Origin of the sequence: Pseudonocardia charpentierae (genome assembly GCF_031845345.1) — a bacterium.
In the GTDB taxonomy this organism is placed as follows: Bacteria; Actinomycetota; Actinomycetes; order Mycobacteriales; family Pseudonocardiaceae; genus Pseudonocardia; species Pseudonocardia charpentierae.
On the sequence record NZ_JAVREJ010000030.1, the window covers coordinates 22265 to 42021 of the forward strand.

Sequence of the window (19757 nt, forward strand, 5' to 3'; positions counted from 1 at the left end):
CCCATGCACCCCGACGTGGTGGCCGCCCCGCTGCCCGAGCTGCCCCTGCGGCCGCCCGCGCACCGCGTCCACCCGCGGGCCGTCACGTGGTGGCGGATCCGGGCCGCAGCAGGGCTGCTGGTGCTCGCCGTGCCCGCACTCGCCCTGTTCCTCGTGATCGGCACGACCTGGACCGTCGCGTTGCTCGTCGCCATCGTCGTCGTCGGCGCCGCCTACGTCGCCGCCGTCCCCCCGTGGCTCTACCGCATCTCGCGCTGGGAGATCACCGACCGCGCGGTCTACACGCTGCACGGCTGGCTCGTCCGCGAGTGGCGGATCGCGCCGATCTCGCGGGTGCAAACCGTCGACACCGCACGCGGGCCCCTGCAGCAGCTGCTCGGGCTCGCCGACGTCACCGTCACGACCGCGTCGGCCCGCGGTGCCGTGCGCATCCGCGGGCTCGCCGCCGACGACGCCGCCGAACTGGCCCGCGTTCTCACCGAGACCACCCACGCGACGTCGGGCGACGCCACGTGACCGACACTGCCCCGCTCAACGAGGCATGGCGGCGCCTCGATCCGCGCATGCTCGTGGTCGGGCCGGTCAAAAACCTGATGCAGCTGCTCCCCTTCCTGCTCGTCGTACTGCTCACCGGCCGCTCCGGCAACCTCACCCAGGTCTGGTTCGCGGTCGGCGGCGCCGCCGTCGTCGTGCTCGCCGGCGTGCTCCGCTGGCGGACCACCCGCTACCGGATCACGGACGAGCGGGTCGAGCTGCACACCGGGTGGCTGCGCCGGGAGCGACGCTCGGTGCCGCGCGACCGGATCCGCACCGTCGATCTCAATGCTTCGCTGCTGCACCGGATCTTCGGCTTGAGCGTCGTCCAAGTCGGGTCGGCGACCGGAGCGTCGTCGGGTCTGGACCGCTCGGCCCGCATGGACCTCGACGCCGTCACCACGGCAGAGGCCGAACGTCTGCGGCGGGTGCTGCTCGACCGCGCCTCCGTCGCCGCCACGCCGTCGGAACAGCCGTCCGTGGAGATCGCCCGGCTCGACTGGGCCTGGCTGCGGTTCGCCCCGTTGACGTTCTCCGCGCTGGCGGGCGTCGGCGCCCTCGGCGGGGCGGTGTTCAACCTGCTGGTCGAGGCCGGTGTGGACCCGCGCGACGTCGGGGTCGTCGCCGACGCGGCGCGCAGCGTCGCCATGGCACCGCTCTGGGTCGGGATCGGCCTGGCCGGAGCGGCGCTGCTCGTCGTCGCGGTCGTCGGCGCGGTCGTGCTGTTCGCCGAACGCTGGTACGGCTACCGGCTCACCCGCGAGCCCGACGGATCGCTGCGGGTGCGGCACGGCCTGCTCACGAAGCGGTCGCTCTCGGTGTCGCACGAGCGGCTCCGCGGAGCCGAGATCACCGAGCCGCTGTTGCTGCGGGCCGGTCGCGGCGCGCAGGCCCGGGCTCTGTCGACCGGCCTCCGGGATGGCGGGAGCGGCGCCCTCGCTCCCCCGGCTCCCCGCGCCGAGACGCACCGGGTGGCCGCGGCCGCCCTGCGCGCCGATCCCGCCGAGGTGACACGGGCCCCGCTCCGTCGCCATCCGCGGGCCGCGTTCCGCCGCCGGCTCACCCGGGCGGTGCTGCCGGCGGCGGCGCTCGTGGCCGGCGCCTGGCTCGTCGATCCGTGGTGGGCCGGTGCCGGAGTCACGTCGCTGGTGCTGCTCCCCGCGGCGGTCTGGCTGGCCGTCGACCGCTACCGCGGGCTCGGGCACGCGCTGACCGCCCGGCACCTCGTCACCCGCATCGGCGGTCTGCGCCGCAGCACCGTCGCCCTGCAGCGCGAGGGCGTGATCGGCTGGACGTTCCGGCAGAGCATCTTCCAGCGGCGCGCGGGGGTCGTCACCGCGGAGGCGGTCACGGCGGCCGGACGCGGCGGTTACCTCGTGCTCGACGTCGCCCCGGACGACGCCGTCGCGCTCGCCGACGCCGTGACCCGGGACCTGTTCGCGCCGTTCCGCAGTGCGCCCATGCGGACGAGCACGGTCATGACGCTGCAGAACACCAAGAAATAGAGGGCGAACCCGACCGTCCGGAACGTCCACGTCGGCGCCGCCACCAGCGTGCACACCGCGCCGAACACTCCGGCCGCGTAGACGGTGGTCTGCTCCGTGCGCGGCGCCCGCCACGCCTTGACCACCGTCGGCACCCCGCCGAGGCAACGAGCCGTGATGCCCATCGCGATGGCGAGGTCACCCGAGGAGGTCAGCAGCACCAGCACCGCCGTGCCGGCCAGAGCCAGGCACACCACGTCGAGCCGGGTCGTCCGCCAGTAGGCGTCGCGGTTGACGAGCGAGGCGGCCACGATCAAGGTCGGCACGACGGCGACCGCGAACGTGAGCACCGCGCCGAGCACCACGCCCTGGACGACCTGCCCCGCACACGCGATCCACGCCGTCACACCGCTGACGAACCAGGTGACGCGGTTGGGCTGCACGCGTCCGCGGAGGGTGTCGCCCGCGTAGCCCACGCCGGCCGCGAACGTCACCGCGACCCCGAGCAGGGTGAGAATCGTGCCGGCCATCACGCCGCGATCCTCAGTGGTCCGCGGCGGGCAGTCCGGCCGTCGTTCGCGAACACCGCTTCGAAGATCGTCTCATCGGACCAGGCGACCGGAGTGCCCCCGACGTCCAGCCGGGCCTGCACGGTGAGCACCGGCGTCGTGAGATCGCCGGTGGCCCGCTCCCGAGTCGCCGCCACCTGCACGGCCACCCGCCGGTGGCTCAGCGGCCGCAGCAGGTCACCGAGGTCGGCGCCGCTCCGGAGCTCTTTTCGGACCGCGGGCGTCAGGGCCGGTGAATCGGCCGCCACCCATGACCGAGCTGCGGCCACGACGACGTCGCCGCACCGCATGAGCACCACCCGGTCCTGCACGCGCGCGCCGTCGTACAGCGCGAGCAAGTCGGCGACCAGCGGGTCCGGACAGACGCCGTCGACGCGGTTCATGACCTCGACGGCGAGCCCACGCCCGGTCCAGGCAGCGAGCGTGTCGGCGAGCGAGTCGGAGGCGCGGACGAAACGAGCGAGCCGGTCGAGCTCCGGCCACGGCGACGGGCGGATCATCGTCGCCACCCCATGTAGAAGGACATGGGCAGATTGCAGCGCGGCGCCGGCGCGGGCGAATCCGTAGTCGCTACTCACCCTTGTCCGGCGCCGCCATGAACCATCGCGTCAGCTGCGCCTGCGGGTCCGGCTGGTGGTGCGCGTCCGCGTGCCGAAGATCCCACGCGTCACCTCGCGACCCAGCTGTGTCGCGGCCGACCGCAGGAACGACTTGACGACCGGTGAGTCGAACGCCTTCTCGAAGAACCCCGGCTCCTCCCGCTCGCGCGGCGGCTCGGGCTCGTAGGCGGGAGGCGGCGGCACGTACTGCGGCTCCGGGGTGGGTTCCGGCTCCGCGATCCGCGCCGTCAGCCGCTCGTAGGCCGACTCGCGGTCGACCGTCGTGCCGTACTTCCCGTGCAGCGGCGACGCCTGCGCGGCCGCGGTCACGTCGGCGGTGGGCATCGCGGCCATCATCGACCGCGGCGCCCGGATCCGGGTCCACGCCACGGGTGTCGGCGCCCCGCGCTCAGACAGCACGGTGACGATCGCCTCGCCGGTGCCCAGCGAGGTGAGCGCCTCCTCGATGTCGTAGTCCTTGGTGTTCGGGTAGGTCTTGACGGTCTTCGCCAGCGCTGCCTGGTCCTCGGGGGTGAACGCGCGCAGGGCGTGCTGGACGCGGGCGCCGAGCTGGCTGAGCACGGCGTTCGGGATGTCGGTGGGCAGCTGGGTGCAGAAGAACACGCCGATGCCCTTGGACCGGATGAGCTTGACCGTCTGCTCGATCCGCTCCTTGAAGGCCTTCGACGCGTCGGTGAACAGCAGGTGCGCCTCGTCGAAGAAGAACACGAGCTTGGGCTTGTCGAGGTCGCCCGCCTCGGGCAGGTCCTCGAACAGCTCGGCGAGCAGCCACATGAGGAAGGTGGAGAACAGCCGCGGGTTGCCGGCCTGGTCGGCCAGCTCGAGAAGGGTGACGACGCCCTTGCCGTCGACCTGCCGCATCAGGTCCGCGGGGTCGAACTCGGGCTCGCCGAAGAAGTCGTCGCCGCCCGCGGCCTCGAGGTTCACCAGCGCGCGCAGGATGACCCCGGCCGTCGCGGACGACACGCCGCCGATGCCCTTGAGGTCCGCCTTCCCCTCGTCCGAGGTGAGGTGCTGGATGACGGCGCGCAGGTCCTTGGTGTCGAGCAGCGGCAATTTGCGCTGGTCGGCCCAGTGGAAGATCAGCCCGAGGGTCGACTCCTGCGTGTCGTTGAGGTCGAGGACCTTGCTCAGCAGGATCGGACCGAACTGGGTGAGCGTCGCGCGGATGGGAGTCGCGCTGCTCTTGCCGCCGAGGGAGAGGAACTCGACGGGGTACGCCGTGGGCGTCCAGTCGTCGCCGGTGTCCTTCACGCGCGTCTGGACGCGGGCGTTTTCCTCGCCCGGCCGCGCCATCCCGGACAGGTCGCCCTTGACGTCGGCCAGGAACACCGGCACGCCGGCGTCCGACAGCTGCCCCGCCAGCGCCTGCAGCGTCTTCGTCTTGCCGGTACCGGTCGCGCCCGCCACGAGGCCGTGCCGGTTGAGCATCGCGAGCGGGATCCGCACCCGCGCCTCCGCATCGACCTGCCCGTCGACGACGACGGTACCCAGTTCCAGGGCGCCACCCTCGACCGCGTAACCGGCTGCGATGCGCTGCGCCGGAGTCTGCCCCGTGTCGTCTGCCACGACGTCGGAGCCTAGCGAATAGGCTGGCCGGGTGAACGACCGTCTGGTGTGGATCGACTGCGAGATGACCGGCCTGGACCTGCAGCGCGATGCGCTCATCGAGATCGCTGCGCTGGTGACCGACGGCGATCTCCGCGTGCTCGGCGAGGGCGTCGATCTCGTCATCCACGCCGACGAGCCTTTGCTCGCCGGGATGCCGGACGTCGTCCGCGACATGCACGCGCGCTCGGGGCTGACCGAGGAGGTCCGGCGGTCGACCGTGACCCTGCGCGAAGCCGAGGAGCAGGTGCTCGCCTACATCCGCGAGCACGTGCCCGACCCCCGCACCACCCCTCTCGCCGGCAACTCGATCGCCACCGACCGCGGGTTCCTCGCTCGGGACATGCCGGAACTCGACGCCCACCTGCACTATCGGATGGTCGACGTCAGCTCGATCAAGGAGCTGTGCAGGCGCTGGTTCCCGCGCGTCTTCTACGCCAAGCCGGAGAAGGGGCTGGCGCACCGCGCGCTCGCCGACATCCAGGAGTCGATCCGCGAGCTCGACTACTACCGGCGCACCCTCTTCGTCGCCCCGCCCGGCCCGACGAGCGAGGAGGCCCAGGCCGTCGCCGCCTCGCTGGCCCCTGCCCCTCCCCCGGTCGGACACGCCGACCAGGCACGGTAAGCTCAACTTCGTCGCCGGCTCCGGCCGGTGAACAATGGTGGGTGTAGCTCAGCTGGTAGAGCACCTGGTTGTGGTCCAGGAAGTCGCGGGTTCAAGTCCCGTCACTCACCCGGCCGGCCCCGGCCGCCCGGCACGATCGGAACAGCTGGTAACGTTCCGAGGGCGCCGAGCGGACGGGCGCAGGACGAGCGCCGCTAGCTCAATAGGCAGAGCAGCTGACTCTTAATCAGCGGGTTGGGGGTTCGATTCCCTCGCGGCGCACCAAACTTGCAGGCCAGAGCGTTGTTGCTCTGGCCTGCTAGTGTCTCTGGAGATCGAAGCCCACGGTAACCCCGCGGAAACCCTCTCCAGGAGGGACACGATGGCCCGTCCTCCCCTGCCGCTCGGCGAGCACGGCTCGATCTCCATCGCCCCCAAACGTGATCACTGGGTGGCCCGTTGCCGCGTCCGCGGGTTCGATGGCGTGACCCGTCACATCCAAAAGTCGGGCAAGTCGAAGACAGCCGCGCGGCTCGCGCTTCAGGACGAGCTACGGGCCCAACGCGGCGAGCGCGCCGAGGTCCTGCGGCCTGAGTCCCGGTTCCGCGAGGCGGCCGACATCTGGATGGGCAAGATCCGCGAGCGCCGGGAAGACTCGACCGCGGACACCTACGCGAGCTGCCTCCGCAACCAGGTGCTTCCCCAGCTCGGCGAACTGCGCCTGGTCGAATGCGACGTCGCGCACCTCGACGCTTTCTTCTCGCGCCTGGAGCGCGCACGGAAGCTCGTTCAGCAGGCCGACGGCTCGACGATCGAGAAACCACAGCTTGCTGCCAACACGCGTCGGATGGTGCGCGCCATCGTCGGCGGCATCATGCAACAGGCCGTGCTTCACCACGCCGTTGCCACCAACCCGGTCCGCGACCTGGAGCGCATCGAGTCGCCCAAGGGCCACAAGAAGGCGCCTCCACGCGGCCTGACGGCCGAAGAACGCCGACGTCTGCTCGTCTGCGTCGACGCCGACAAGACGGCCGTGCGGGCCGACATGCCGGACCTCATCCGCTTCGCCCTCGGCTCCGGGCTGCGCATCGGCGAGATCTGCGCGGTGCGCTGGATGGACCTCGACCTCGACGGCATCCCCGTCGTCAGCGAGAAAGACATGCGCCTCGTGCCCGTCGTCGCGGTTCGACAGAACGTCTACCCGGTCAAGGGCAAGGGCCTGGTCGTGCACGGCGGCAAGACCTCGACCGCGCTGCGGATCGTTCCGCTGCCCCAGTTCGTTGTAACACAACTGCGGGCACGGCTACACGCCGACGATGACCCCGCCTGGCCCGTGTTCGCCTCGGCCGGCCGCAACGGGCAGCCGACCTACCGCTGGCCCTCCAACGTCCGCCGCAGCGTCCGAGTCCTGCGGGAGAAGGTCGACCTGGACTGGATGACGCCTCACACGTGGCGCCGCACCTACGCCACCATTCTCGACGACGAGATGAGCCTGACCGACCGCGCGAAGGCCGACCTCATGGGGCAGGCGAAGTTCCTCAAGGACACGTACGTCAGCCGTGGGGAGCTGCACCCCGACGCTGCGGTCTTTCTGGACGCCGCGCTGCGGTGACTTGTACAGCTCGGCGGAAGCCGTAGGGCACGAGGCTCTTGGATGATCGACCTCGGGATCCCGTCATTAGCTTGGAAGGCAACCGTTCGGCGTAGGCTGTGGCCTCTACCTGCGTCGACGGCCACGAAAAGGCGCTCCGGCGTTGCCGCGAGCAACAGCAGGCGACGCTTGTTCGCGCCACATGTGATGCCACGGCTCCGGCGGGCAGTCGGCTCGCGTTGGGCCAACACGTCGACAGTTCTCGCCGCGGCTGCCTCGTGCCGACCGTGGCCCGCTCTACGGCCGGCGCAGTGAGATGGACCGTGTCAACGGCCAAGTTGCGGTCCCCGCTGGTGGCCAGTAGATGTCTCCAACCCTCGGGTTGATCAGCTTCTTCTGGTGGCTGGGCCCCGCCGAGTTTTGGCTTCGCGCATGCGGTAGGACTCGCCGTCGGTGACCCACGACGTTGGCGTGGTGCAGGAGCCGGTCGAGCAAGCTGACCGCGGTAAAGATCGTTACCCGAACCCCAGGTAGGTGGACTTGCTAGACCCGACTGGCAACGCCCGAGCGCGACGGGGATGCCCGGCTCGGGGCGCGGGGCCGTGGCTGATGGGTGAAGCGGATCAGCGCGAGCGCCCGCGCCGCAAACCGCCGTGCGGCCGTCGCCGTCGTCGGGGGCCGACAACCGCGATCCCGGGTGACGCCTCGTCGGTCGATTCGAGATCACCGAGCAGAACCCGTTGGTCGACTACGAGTTCGGTGACGATCGAGCATGCAGGCCGGTGATGGTATAGGCCGCCCAGAAGACCGGATGTGAGTAGTCCAGGCGGACCTGCCGAGCCCCCTGCCGTGCATCCTCCAGATGCGCGCGCGTACGCGCGCCAAGAAGGCCGAGCCTGTCAAGATCCCGAGTGTTGTCGAGGAGACGGATCAGGTCCCTTCGGGATGCGCGGCGAAGCCGACGTTGGGCGATTGCCAAGGCCGCTGAGGGATCGGTTCGGCGCAGGTTGGCGTAGTAGCCCGCAATGAGGAGCGCGGCCGCTCCCTCCGCTACAGCCCACTGTGTGCTAAGCACGGCTGCGCTGCCGGCGAAGAGGAATCCGCTGGCGATACCGAGGTATTCGTCCGCCACGTCTCCATAATCGGTCATTGCCGTTTCGCATCCCGAAAGGACCACGGTCGCGCCGGGCGCGACGGGCACCTCGCCGTCGAACATGCGCCCGAGAGTTAGGGCGCCGTCTCTCAGTTCCACTCGTGAGCCGAGGGGGTCGGCGCGAAGGTACTCCGCGTGGCCGGCGTAGTGGCAGGGATCCGCGTTAGCGGCGCGTTCCGCCCATCGGCCGAGGGTGGCGTCGCTCCCGGCAAGTATGTCCGTCGGTGACGGCTCCGGACGGATGGCGAGGGCATCGAGCCGCGTGTACGGCAGGTTGGACGTAGGATCGAGCAGCGCAAGGGGCAGGCGGCCGCCGGAACCGGCTTGAGTGGCCTCATCGATGCGATTTCGACAGATGTCGAGAAGTGTCAGGCTCGGCGAGAATGACACGTCGAATGTGTCACCGACATAGCTGCGTCGCCCCCACCTCGTCGTGAACCAGGCATTGAGAGGTAGCAGATGGAGCCCGCGGTGCGGAACCACGAGCAGGCGACGGATGTCTCTGTCGAGCAACCACCTACGTATCGGCTCGAACAGTTCGCCGTAAAGCCACTGCAGCAGCTGGTCGGTCGCCTCCTGCCAGGCGACGGGGTCGGACCGACGGCCCTCGTACCGCTTCATCCAGCCTCGCGGTCCATAAATCCGATTCTCCAGATCCTGGCTCGTCACGTCCGAAATGGTGAACACCGCAGGCCCGTACCAGCCGGAAAGGTCGGGTAGTGGCTCCGAATCGACAACCGCGTCCGGCACCATGACGTAAACGACGGCCCCGGACTTCGTGACGGCATACTCCAGCAGTGCGGTGCCGGGCCAGCCGGCCAGCAACCCTGCGGCTTCTCGCACCCCGACCGTCTCGCCGCGGGCAATCTGCCGCACGTAGCGCCAGCGGGCGATGGTGACCACGGAGAGGGCTGACGTGGCTGTCGGGTGGATGTCGCCGTCGGCCGCCTGCTCGTCCGAGGGAGTGGCTGCGGTGAAGACGGGCAACGGGCCGTTTCGACGCTGGCTCAACACCACGCGCTCCGCGGTCTCGGATCCCCGCACTGCGCGGACGTGGGTGCGCCCCGCGGGGAATCGCGCTGCTTCCTGCAGGGCCTCCACGAGTGGGACGTATTCCTGCGCCCCATCGAGGTAAGGCACCACCCACCCCCGCAACTCCCGCAGCGCCCAACCTGGCTCTGCCGAGCCATCGTCGGATGCAGCCGGATCGCGTTGCCGCAGATCGTCCAGCGCCGTGGCGACCTGATCGTAGCGTCGTGCCGCGGCACGGCCGTCGGTTCGCGGCACTTCATCGGCCGCCGCCCGCAATTCGGCCATTGCGGCGTCAACCTCCAGAAGCACGTCGCGCACGGCGTCTGCGCGCTCATCCTCGTACTCGCCGCGCTGGAGCATCGCCACGACTGACCAGAGGTCTAAGGCCATCATCATGGCTTGGTAGGTGTCATTCGTCGTGTCCGCCAACTCGGCGAGCGCGGCCGGCAGCACACCGTCGTCGTTCGCGGGCTCCCCGAGAGCCACGTCGATGATCTCCAGGTCGTCGCCTTCGCTCACGCTGTCGGAGTTGCGGCTGAAGACGACTGGCCGGCGCCGACCGGTTGCGCGCCAGAACTCCTCGTCGACTCGAGCGAGCCCGTGCACCGGCCGGGCGTGCCGTCGGGCGATCAGGTCGCCGAGAAATCGGGTCTTCGCCCGCTCGAGCGTCTCGAGCGCGCTCGCGGTCGAGCCCAGCCGTAGCCGGCACAGCATCGCCTGCTCGTAGAGGTGCGCCTTGTCCCGAAAGAAGTTGCGGTCGTCGAGGTCGCCGAGCAGGGCTGCCCACATTCGATCGATGACTCGCTCGGCGGCGCTGTAGTGCAGGTGTGCCTGTCGCCAGCGTCGCGACGCAGCGAGGGCGTCACCGATTGCGGCCCGCGCACGCCACTCCACCTCGGCCGATCCGACCAGTGCGGCCTGCTCGGCGGCCTGGCTGAAGAAGGAGATGGCCTTCTCGCGGTGGGCGCGCTCGACGAGGGATTCGGCGGCGAGCAGAGAAATCGTCATGGCGGTCGGCGCATGTCGATCGCTGTGCCCGAGGTCCTTGAGCGCGTTGAGGACGCGATCGGCCGACTGCTCGTCGTCAACCAGAGCTGCGGCGATGGCCCGGAGGAGCCGGCCACCCTCCGGAGCCGTCACATGGGTGGTGTCGCTACATCCGGTCCTGCGAACGTAGGCAGCGAACCTGATGGCCGCTTCGACGGTTCCATGCGCCGTCGGACCATCCGTCAGGGAAGCGGCGGGCATCGCGGCCAGGATGCCGGTCCATGCGTGCTGCGCTGTCCGCTTGTCGGAGTCGGCGAGCGCGGCGATGAGATCGGGCAACGCTGCAGGGTCGGCCCGGCCCGCCAGCGCCTCGGCAGCCATCGCCCGGATCCCTGCGTCCCGATCGGCGAGCAGGGTCCGAAGCTCCACGGTCGCCGGCACGTCCGGTCGCCGGACGAGCACTGCCGCGGCGTCCCGCAACGGCTTGCGTCGGCGGCGGGCGAGCCATGACTGCACGACCTCGAGCACCTGCTCCGCGTCGACGGCCAAGACCGCTGTGGAAGCATGCCGCACCGTCGCCTCGTTGGAGTCGCTGAGGGCAGCGATGAGCGCCGGCAGGGCTGCAGGGTCGGCCCGAGCCGCCAGCGCTTCGGCAGCCATCGCCCGAATCCGTGGCTCACCATCCGCAAGCAGGGTGCAGAGCTCCGCGGTCGCCGGCACGTCCGGTCGCCGGACGAGCAGCGCCGTAGCACCCCGCAACGCCTCGCGGCTGTCTCCGGCGAGGCCTCGTCGCACTGCCGCTTGCGCTTGGCTAGCGTCGATCATCCGCAACGCCTCTTGCACCTCGGGAACATCAGGATCCATGGCGAGAAGTCCGTCGACTGCTTCGTCGGTGCCGATCAAACCAAGAGCCCACGCCACGGCAGGGACGTCGACGTTCCAGTGCAGCGGCACCAGGCGCGTGAGGTGAGGTACCGCGTCGGCACGTTGTCGCTTCCCTAAGGCGCGCACGGCCGCTTGCCGACGGGTCGCATTACCGACGTAGGTGTCCAAAATATCTGGATCGTTGAGCTGAAGGACCTGCGTTCGGTGAGAGAATGACACGACCATGTAGGTGGCCTCGCGACCGTTCGCGAAGAATACCTCCTCTAGCAGGTCGTATACGCCAAGCCGCCAGCCGGGGCCCCACGAAACTGGACCTTCAGACGTCAGGCGATACACGTGGATGAGGTTTCTGGGGCCCGAGGCCGCCAAGCAGTCACGGCCGATCGCGAGGTTCAACACGCCCGGAATGTCGAACTGCCGGGGCGGTGATCCAGCTGCCCAGACGCTGGTCCTTGAGCCGGTGGCTTCGTCGCTGAAGTGGCGCGACAGGTGGCGACCGTCCGCACTCGCCAGGTACCCCTCGATGCCGGGAACAGCGAGCATCGGACGGTCGGCGACCAAGGGCGTCGGTCCGTCCGGAGTCACGGCCCAAGTGCTGACGTAAGATCTCTGCCGATCAATAATCTCACCGGAGTCATCACGCTTCCCATCAAGAACGGTGGTGAGGACCAGGCAGTCGCTTTCGCAGTGGACTTCCCACACCCCTCCGTGGAACGCCGCCGGTAGATTCACCTCGGACCATGGCTCGCCGAGTCGGCGAGCGATCGCAAAGGCGGCGTAATCACCCCGATCGCCGACGACGAATGCGCAGCCGTCCGGCAACCACGCGACGTCGTCCGGCGCCGCGGCGGCCGGGCAGTCGGGCTCGTTACCGACCAGCAGCCCCTCGGCCAGGTCGAGGCGGAGCATCAGCACCCGCCTGCGCTTCTTGTCGTCCTCCGTCAGCACGAGGACGGCATCGGCGTCCGGTGCCAGCTCGGCCTTGACCAGGCGACCCGGCACCGAGCACGACGCCTGGAGGGCGCCGGAGAGGTCGAGGACACGCAGTTCACTGTCCGGTCCGTTGGTCGTCCCGTCCAGGACGTACCCGGCATTCGGCGCGAGGGAGAGTACCCGTTGCCCGAACTTCCTCTGGATGGTCGCGACCACTGTGGCCAGCGTAGGCTCCACCACTCCCCCTCCGTCTCGTTCTGCCCATGGTGACAGTGAGCATCGGTCGAGACAACTGAGACCATTGGGCTCACGTGCGAAAGGGATGCTCATGACCGACTACCCGACCACGCAGCAAATCTCGCCCAGTGCTGTCGAGTTCTGTTCCGACGCCGCCGGAATCTGGCGCGGAGATACCGCGGAGCCGTCCAGGCCCGGCGCGGAGTACGACGCGTTCCTCAAGGATCTCCTGGAGGCGGAGGAAAAGCGCAACAGCGGCATGGAAACGCGGGCACTGGCTGTCGTGACCAGCTCCGGCACACTTGTCACTCTCCTGCTGGCGCTCGCGGCGCTGGTGACCCGCGTGCAGCAAGCATTGCTGCCCGGCCTTGCCTTCGCGGGCGCAGCGACGGCTGCAGTCCTGTTCGTCGCGGCGGCCGCCTGCGCCGGCGTCGCGAACGCGCCGTCGCGGGGGTGGGGACTGAGGCCGCACTGCCTGCGCTCCGAGCTATGGGAGCGATGGGGGGACGCATCCGACAATCCGGTCGCGAAGATCGCTGCGACCAGGCTGAAGCTGTGGGAGACGACTCACAAGTTGACTCAGCGCAAGGCGAAACTCGTCTTCGCCGCGGCTGTTTTGCAGGTGACAGGGGCCCTGGCGCTCACCGTTGCCGTCATCTCCATTCTCGGGTCGCGCAGCTGATCCAGAACGTTCACTGCGCGATCGTGGCTAAGCTTGATCTTTAACCTGATGCGGCCGGGTCAGGCTTGTTTATGCAGGTCGTCCGGCATGTCTGGTTCAAGGCCTACGGTTTCACCCGCAACCGCAGAACAGGCTAACAACCGTCACCCCCCAACTGGAGCGATCCGTCCCGCACCACCCCGACAGGGTCGGGCCCAGCGCGGCGAGCAGCCCGATCCCCTCGCGCAGATTCCAGTACACCGTCGAGGTCCCGATCCGGAACCCGCAGGCCAGTCGGCATACGTCTCGCCCTTACGCAGATGGGCGACCACGAGCAAGGCCTGGCGGCCGGCCGACAGCTTGCGCCAGCGGGTCGCCCGCTCTCGGCGTGGGCGGCGCAGCGCATCAGCGAGCATGCCCAGCGCGCGAGTGGACACGGTCATCCCAGACGGGTAGGACAGCACCTTGAAGCTCCTGGTCGGACGTTCTGGTCAGCAACCGCCCGTTTACCAGGAGCTTCACTCATTCGTGGTCACGCCACGCCGCACGCCAGTTGACTTGCTCGAACATCAGGTTGGCAAAGCCTCACTGCGCCGACGGCTGCGAGGGACAGACGCGGTTTTTCGTTCGGGGCCTGTTCCGCGCCGCCGACCTCCTCCGCGTCAGGGCTTATCGTCCCCGGATCGCTCGAAATCGAGGACGCGCTGCAAGCCGTGGCGCTGGTCGGGTCGTAGCGGGTGGCGTCTTGCCAGCAGCGCCAGATCACGTAGAGCCAGGCACGGGCCAGGCCGCCCGGCGTGGGGGTGATCGTGCCCGCGGGCTCGGGCGCGTCGGTAGAGGTCTTGGGCCAACTGGTTGGACAGCCGGGAGTCACTGGGAACCCCAGCGGCGCTTCCCGCGGAACGTCGCCGAGCCCGGCTGACGCGGTGAGCAGTCCGAGGACGGGTCGAACCGTCGACGCGACCACCGAAGCGCGCCAGCCAGCGGCGCCACGCCAACTGGCCAATTCGCACAACGAAATCCAGCACCCGAGTTGCGTTGTTCCACAGCGACGAGACTAGAGACGCAACCTAAGCCTGGCCCATGCGACGTCCAGCGTCGCATCATCGTTCACTTCGAACACCGGGACCGCCATGGCATGACTTGCATCGACTTCCGCCCAACATGATGCCACAGTTGATCAACCAAGATCTAGATTACAACGCAAAACAGCACGTCAGATATGGAGCGGGTGACGGGAATCGAACCCGCGTAGCCAGTTTTGGAAGGCCGCCGACACCCGCCACTGTGGCCACTACCTGCACCGATGGCCTCGCAGCTCACCTCGCTCGCGTCCTACAGGCGCCTCAGTCGCTGTCAGTTCGTGTCACGCGCCGTGTCACGCGACCTCCGCATCAACAGCCTCGGCCAGCTTGGTTCGAGCAGCCCGACGATCACCTGACGCCGCAGGAGGCTTGTTCGACCGACTGCTCAAATGTCCTCGACGATCAGACCCACGAAGGGCAGGCCACTTACCGAAGCCTCTCCAGACGTGTGAGGCGGATCTGCGACCTGATGTCGGCGTCGCTGATCGCCTTCGCGTCGGGGAGGTACTCAAGCTCAACGCTCCACAACGACGTCGGAACGTCGTCACTGCCCAGGTGCACACGTACCTCGTAACGGCCCGGCTCCAGCATGATCTGCGCCTCCCCCTTATCGAACGAGTAGCCGATGGCGATCCGGGGGCCGCACGTGCGCTGGGGGTGCTCGACGTACAACACCAGGAGGTCGACCCGCAGCCAGGAGCCCGACAGGATCGACTGCGGCTCAGGACCGATGCTCGACCAGTTCAGCGGGCCGCTCGGGATCACGCGGCTGGCCGGGCGGGACAGGGGTGTCACGCTCGCCACGCGACACTGCACGTTCCTCGCCGTCCGCTTTCCGGCGGCCGCGCACACGCGCAGCCGGATCCAGTACTCCACGATGCCGTGGTCCGGGTCCTGGATCAGCACGTTGTCCTCGCTGCCCTCAAGCGTTCCGTCGATGACACCCGAACACAGACCTAGCCGCGGTCGGCTGCGCCGGCTCGGGTAGACAGCGAGGAACAACGCGGTGATCACAGCGGCGACGTTGCCCCCGGCTCCAAGGAAGTTCGCGACCAGCTCGAGGTCCATCCCGGCCACCCCTCACACCATCGGAGGTTCGACCGCGACCAACGTGACGGACAACCGGTCGGCGGCCCGGCGCCACTCCCGCATCATCGGCACGACGTCGTCGGCGAAGGCCACGTCGTCGGCGAGCCGCGCGTCACCGTGCACCCGCTCGTAGCGGCCATCACGGAGGCGGACACACAGGAGCTCGTCACCGAGGTCGTCCAGCGTCACTTCGTGGGTGGTCAGGCCGAGTTCGCGGCGGCGGGCGAGCAGGTCGTCCAGGTGCCGCTCGAGTTCGTCGATCTCGGCGAGCCGCTGCGCCGCTTTGACACGGTGGTCAGCGAAGCCCCGCCGACCGGCGTCAGACGGGGTCCGCGCGACGAACGGCTCGGTGTTCGAAACCACGATCCGGCGATTGCCGGCGCCACCGCGGTTGAGGTCGTCATCGAGATCGCTGCCTGCAAGTCGCCAGGCCGCCATGCGCCGCCACACGGGACCCAGCCGCATGGCAATGAAGAGGCCGCGCAACTCGATGAGGGCGGTACCGAGCGGCGGGTAGTCGAGCGCGGACCCCGTCTCCAGCGAGATCAGCCAGGCTCCGGGGATGTCGCCCCGCTCGAGCTGGTGCACGACTCTGTGCATGACGAAGCCCGCGTCGAGCGCGACGCTTTCCCTTACGTGGTCGAGCGTCCTGGGACTGCCGAGTTCCGCGTCCTCGGCCCAGTGGACGAGCCGGATCCATGCCTCAGCAGGGATGTGCCCGGCCCCGACGTCCACCGCGAGCAGCGCAGCGGCGGGTCGACTGCCGCCGTAGGGCGGGGAGACCACCACAGCCAGCCGCGGGGGCTGCAGTCCGGGCGAGAACCGCGGGTCGGCGAGGGTTCCGGATCGTGGCGACCGCACCCCGGTAAGCGCCGAAACGGCCAGGGAACCAAGCAGTTCGAGCCGGCGGCCCTCTGAGCGGATCTCCACACCGGGCTGCCCGGGTCCATGCTCCCAGTAGCAGTCGAGGCCGGCGGCCCGTAGATCCCGGTCGATCTCCTCCTTGATCGGCAACTTGTCCCGCTCTGGGTCGACCAGCACGACGACCTGATACTGGTAGACCAGACCGTCGAGGCCGCGGCGGACGGGCACGATCGCGGTCGCCGCCACGCCGTCCACCAGCTCAAGGAGCGCGACGACGCGGTAACGCTGCTCGCCGGGGCGTCCCCACGGCCCCTCGCCGAGCGCGAGGTCGCTGAGCAGCGAACCACTGTGCCGGTCGAGCGTGTAATCGTCCGTCGAGCCGGTCGACTCGGCCATCAGGACCGCGACGGGCTGTCGCAGAACTGCCGCGATTCTCGACTGCACGTCCGGGTGCTGCTTGGCGAACTGGAAGGTCCGGGCGCTCGACGGGGGGTCATCGCCGCGCTCGACGGCCTCCAGCCAGAGGAACCAGCCGGTCACGGCGCCCCGGCTCACCCCCAGACGCCGCGCCACGGCCTCGCGGCTCATGCGCGGCTCCTGCCGTGCCCACTCGGCGAGCTTGACGAGAACGGGATCCATCCGGACCGGGGGGTCTGCCACAGGATCAGCCTCCTTGACACCGATTACGTCGCTCGCTGAGACTAGGAGTCGTCGCGCGTCGACGCAAGGTGTCAGTCTGCGTCATCTAGGAGGCCACAGTGTCTGAACGTAAGGTGGTTCGTGTCGCACACCCTGCCGCGGCCTGCCAGAACCCTGCGGGCATGCATCACGGGCGCGTCGAGCCGGACGCCGCATGCTTCACCCAGGTGCTGGCGACGCTGAGTTGCGAGACGATGCTGGCCAACGCCGACAGCGATATCGGGCCCAGGATCACGACCCGCAACGTGGCCGGGCGCCGACCCGAACCTCGCGCTTCCGCGCACCAGCGCGACGACATTGCGCCCGCTCTCCCCCGCTACGCCGAACTCGTCGGGCTCGATCCCGCTCCTCGCGAACTGCGGCACGCCGTCGCGCAGCTCGTTCGCGCCGAGACGGAAAAGCGCCGGCCGTGAAGCCATCGCGCTCGACGGCTCCGTTACTGCTCGCCTTCGCCTACCTGGGCCTAACCACCGGCTTGTGGGGCGCCGAGATCGCCGGTGTAAAGGAGCGCACCGGACTCTCGGCCCAGGGGCTGGGACTGGTGCTCGCCCTGCTACCAGTCGGAACCTTCGTCGGGTTGGCCCTCCATCGCCGGATCCTGGCTCGCTTCAGCCACGGCCTGCTGCTCGCAGGCGCAGAACTGGGATCCGCGGCGGTTTTGGTGGGCCTGCTCAACGCACGCAGTCCTATACAGGTAGGTCTCGCGCTACTCCTGCTAGGCGTCACGCTCTGCCAGGTCAACGTGGCGGCGAACCACTACGGCGCCCGGCTCGAGGTGGCCGAGGGGCGGCCACTGATGGCCAGCCTGCACGCTCCATTCGGGTACGGGCTCGCTACAGGAGCGGCCCTCGTCTACATCGCACACTTGGTTGAGCAGAGGCAGGCGGCGACTGCCGTCGCACTCGTCCTCGTGACGGTAGCCACCGCGGCAGCAAGCATGCGACTTGCCCCCATGCCCGGCAGTGCTGAACAGCCCGAGCGGCCTACGCGTACCGGATCGGGCGGCTTTGGCCCACGGTCTCTGCTGATCCCTGCTGTTGCGGCAACCTGCGCTGTCGCCGAGAGCGGCATCTCGGACTGGATCACGGTCTACCTCCGGGCGGAGTCCGGGGCGACGACCGCCGTCGCAGCACTCGGCTTCACGGCTCTTGCCGCCGCCCTGACCATTGGTCGGATGTTCGGCGACCTCATCACCGGAGTGCTCGGCGACGTTCGCATGGTGCGACTCAGCGGGGCGACGACAGCGCTGGGAGTCGTGATTCTCCTGCTGAGTCCCACACTCGTCGCGGCGTTCGTCGGCGTGGTCGTCTGCGGGCTCGGCCTCTCGTCTCTCAGTCCGCGCATTCTCGCTGCCGCTGGGCGGGCGGGCGATGCCGACCCTGCCGTGCTGACGCGGGTCATCGGCTTCAGCACGGTCGGCAGTCTCGCCGGCCCACCCTTGATTGGGACAACGTCGGCTGCGCTTGGACTTCCGGCGGCGTATGCGCTGCTCGCCGTACTTGTCGGGGCCGTCGGTGCGAGCGCTGGCGTACTGCGTGAGCACAGGGCTACACCCACCACTACGTCCTGAGCTTGCCCCCGTACGCGGGCAAGCTCGGGTGTGGGGTCAGCGATCTTCGCCTGGCCCGGTGTAGAGGGTCTGAAATGGGCCCGACCTCCGCACCTAATCACGGTCTCGTCGTAGGCCGCTGTGTCGCCGGCAGATGCGGCCGTGCAGGAAGATCCCGGCGACCGCGACAACCACCTCGGGGCGACAGCTCGCCCAACAACGGACAAACCGCTCGTAGACCCTCGCCTGCCGCCGTCGAACCGGTGACTTCCAGTGCAGTTTCGTGTCACGCGCGATCTTCAAAGATCAGTTCCGACCACAAAACCGCTGGTCAGAGGAGCGGGCGACGGGAATCGAACCCGCGTAGCCAGTTTGGAAGACCGCCGACAACCGCCACTGGGGTCACTACCAGGCACACCAGTAGCAGCGCCGACCCCTCAGGTTGCTGGTACCCACTGTTGTCGACTCCGTTTCGTGTCACGTTTGGTGTCACGCGACGACGACCATGCGAGCGGGTCCAGCGTGATCTTCGTCGGCAAGATCGACTTACGGCTTTCGTGGAGTGGCCGAAACTCGCACACCTCCCGTAACAGTGGGTGGTCGACGGGCGACCGTTAGCGCAGCAGGACTCTACGGAGGCGGTCAACCGCCGAGACGAGCGCGGGATGCGGAGACAGTCGCGACCTCAGCGGCGGATGGGTAGGTGACGATGCGGCTGCCGCGCGTGGTCACTGGCTGGCTGGCCCTGCTGTCAGGCGTTTTGGCAGCGGCCGGTCTGGTGGTGATCGTCGTGTACTGCTTTGCCACCGACGGGCCGCACGCCCGGTACCTCGCGGTCGCCCTGACAACGGGGATGGCGAGCTTCCTGGTCGGATGTCTCGCCGGGTTCCTGTTCGGAATCCCCCGCGTCGTGTCGACCGGAGCGCTGCGGCTCACGCAGGACGGCAAGGTGAGCGACGACCCGAAACCCGACGCGGTCACCGGTCAGTTCACTCCGAGCACCAACCTGTCGGAGATCAGCGACTGGTTGACCAAGCTGTTGCTCGGGGCAGGCCTCGTACAGCTCGGGAGCCTCGCCCGGCTGGCAGGGGTGTTGGTGCACGCGATCGCCCAAGGCATCAGCACGACAACGACTGGGACGGCACCCGTTTCCGCCGGTGCGACGGCCATGGCCGGCGCCATCCTCGTCACTTACGTCGTGCTGGGGTTCCTCGACGGCTACGTCGTCACCACACTCTGGTACGGCCGCAGGCTCTCAGAGATGCAGGTGTGAGCGACTCCTGCACTGACACTCGGGTAGCAGGCGCGGACCTCGGACGTATTCGACAAGCACTTCGACGGTCGTGATGGCTACGTCGTGACCACCCTCTGGAACGGACGCAGGTTGTCCGAGCTGCGGGGGTAATGGGTCGCAGTGCCGTTACGCGAGCGACAGGAGGCGCCGCCATTAGCCGGCGCCGTCGCGAGGGTGAAGTGCGGAGGTGACCGGGTTGACGGCGCCGCAATCCGGCCAGAGGCAGCGACGCCGCCAACTACCATCGGGTAACGTTCTAGGAGACCCTCGCGAGTCGCC

At 68.9% G+C, this 19757-nt stretch carries 13 protein-coding genes, 2 tRNA genes and 1 pseudogene; 10 read left to right on the forward strand and 6 right to left on the reverse strand.

Features of this window, described 5'->3' with window-relative positions; genetic code table 11:
- The first annotated feature begins 3 nt into the window (after positions 1–3).
- Together RM445_RS28020 and RM445_RS28025 are read left to right on the forward strand one after the other, a co-directional pair.
- The gene (locus RM445_RS28020; RefSeq protein ID WP_311559875.1) at positions 4–516 is read left to right on the forward strand and encodes a PH domain-containing protein; all 513 of its coding nucleotides are present in this window, start codon (positions 4–6) and stop codon (positions 514–516) included.
- Positions 513–2039, forward strand: coding sequence for a PH domain-containing protein (locus tag RM445_RS28025; protein ID WP_311559876.1), 1527 nt, complete (start codon positions 513–515; stop codon positions 2037–2039). The genes RM445_RS28020 and RM445_RS28025 overlap by 4 nt, the downstream gene beginning before the upstream one ends.
- A 508-nt stretch (positions 2040–2547) precedes the next feature.
- Here the strand turns inward: RM445_RS28025 and RM445_RS28030 are convergent.
- A complete protein-coding gene (locus RM445_RS28030; protein WP_311559877.1) occupies positions 2548–3087 on the reverse strand; it encodes a hypothetical protein in 540 nt (179 codons plus the stop codon).
- A 108-nt stretch (positions 3088–3195) separates the two neighbouring features.
- On the reverse strand, positions 3196–4776 hold the full coding sequence (locus RM445_RS28035; protein WP_311559878.1) for a helicase HerA-like domain-containing protein: 1581 nt from the start codon (positions 4774–4776) through the stop codon (positions 3196–3198).
- Between the two features lie 31 nt (positions 4777–4807).
- Here RM445_RS28035 and orn point away from each other — a divergent pair, with 31 nt between their 5' ends.
- The 4 genes from orn to RM445_RS28055 all read left to right on the forward strand — a co-directional run bounded on the left by orn (position 4808) and on the right by RM445_RS28055 (position 7031).
- A complete protein-coding gene (orn, locus tag RM445_RS28040) occupies positions 4808–5440 on the forward strand; it encodes an oligoribonuclease (protein WP_311559879.1) in 633 nt (210 codons plus the stop codon).
- Between the two features lie 37 nt (positions 5441–5477).
- Positions 5478–5550 (forward strand) — tRNA-His (locus tag RM445_RS28045).
- A gap of 78 nt (positions 5551–5628) precedes the next feature.
- Positions 5629–5704: transfer RNA gene (locus RM445_RS28050), tRNA-Lys, on the forward strand.
- Between the two features lie 37 nt (positions 5705–5741).
- Positions 5742–7031 carry a site-specific integrase gene (locus tag RM445_RS28055; protein WP_311559880.1) on the forward strand — a complete coding sequence of 430 codons (1290 nt, stop codon included), beginning with the start codon at positions 5742–5744 and terminating at the stop codon, positions 7029–7031.
- Between the two features lie 727 nt (positions 7032–7758).
- Here the strand turns inward: RM445_RS28055 and RM445_RS28060 are convergent.
- Complete coding sequence (locus RM445_RS28060; RefSeq protein ID WP_311559881.1) at positions 7759–12216, reverse strand: CHAT domain-containing protein; 4458 nt, start codon at positions 12214–12216, stop codon at positions 7759–7761.
- A gap of 112 nt (positions 12217–12328) precedes the next feature.
- Between RM445_RS28060 and RM445_RS28065 the strand changes: the two genes are divergently transcribed.
- On the forward strand, positions 12329–12919 hold the full coding sequence (locus RM445_RS28065) for a hypothetical protein (RefSeq protein WP_311559882.1): 591 nt from the start codon (positions 12329–12331) through the stop codon (positions 12917–12919).
- A gap of 180 nt (positions 12920–13099) precedes the next feature.
- On the opposite strand, the pseudogene RM445_RS28070 reads toward RM445_RS28065, so the two are convergent.
- The 3 genes and pseudogenes from RM445_RS28070 to RM445_RS28080 all read right to left on the reverse strand — a co-directional run.
- Positions 13100–13362 (reverse strand): annotated as a pseudogene (locus RM445_RS28070) (transposase family protein); the annotation flags it as partial.
- A 1047-nt stretch (positions 13363–14409) separates the two neighbouring features.
- Positions 14410–15051, reverse strand: coding sequence for a hypothetical protein (locus RM445_RS28075; protein ID WP_311559883.1), 642 nt, complete (start codon positions 15049–15051; stop codon positions 14410–14412).
- Positions 15052–15063: 12 nt separating this feature from the next.
- Positions 15064–16596 (reverse strand): helix-turn-helix domain-containing protein, encoded by a 1533-nt coding sequence (locus tag RM445_RS28080; RefSeq protein WP_311559884.1) that lies wholly within the window; start codon positions 16594–16596, stop codon positions 15064–15066.
- Positions 16597–16757: 161 nt separating this feature from the next.
- Here RM445_RS28080 and RM445_RS28085 point away from each other — a divergent pair, with 161 nt between their 5' ends.
- The 3 genes from RM445_RS28085 (at position 16758) to RM445_RS28095 (ending at position 19457) form a co-directional block, all read left to right on the forward strand.
- Positions 16758–17048, forward strand: coding sequence for a hypothetical protein (locus tag RM445_RS28085; protein WP_311559885.1), 291 nt, complete (start codon positions 16758–16760; stop codon positions 17046–17048).
- Positions 17045–18205: an MFS transporter gene (locus RM445_RS28090; protein WP_311559886.1), complete on the forward strand. Its 1161-nt coding sequence runs from the start codon at positions 17045–17047 to the stop codon at positions 18203–18205. The genes RM445_RS28085 and RM445_RS28090 overlap by 4 nt, the downstream gene beginning before the upstream one ends.
- Positions 18206–18887: 682 nt before the next feature.
- On the forward strand, positions 18888–19457 hold the full coding sequence (locus RM445_RS28095) for a hypothetical protein (RefSeq protein ID WP_311559887.1): 570 nt from the start codon (positions 18888–18890) through the stop codon (positions 19455–19457).
- Positions 19458–19757: the final 300 nt, after the last annotated feature.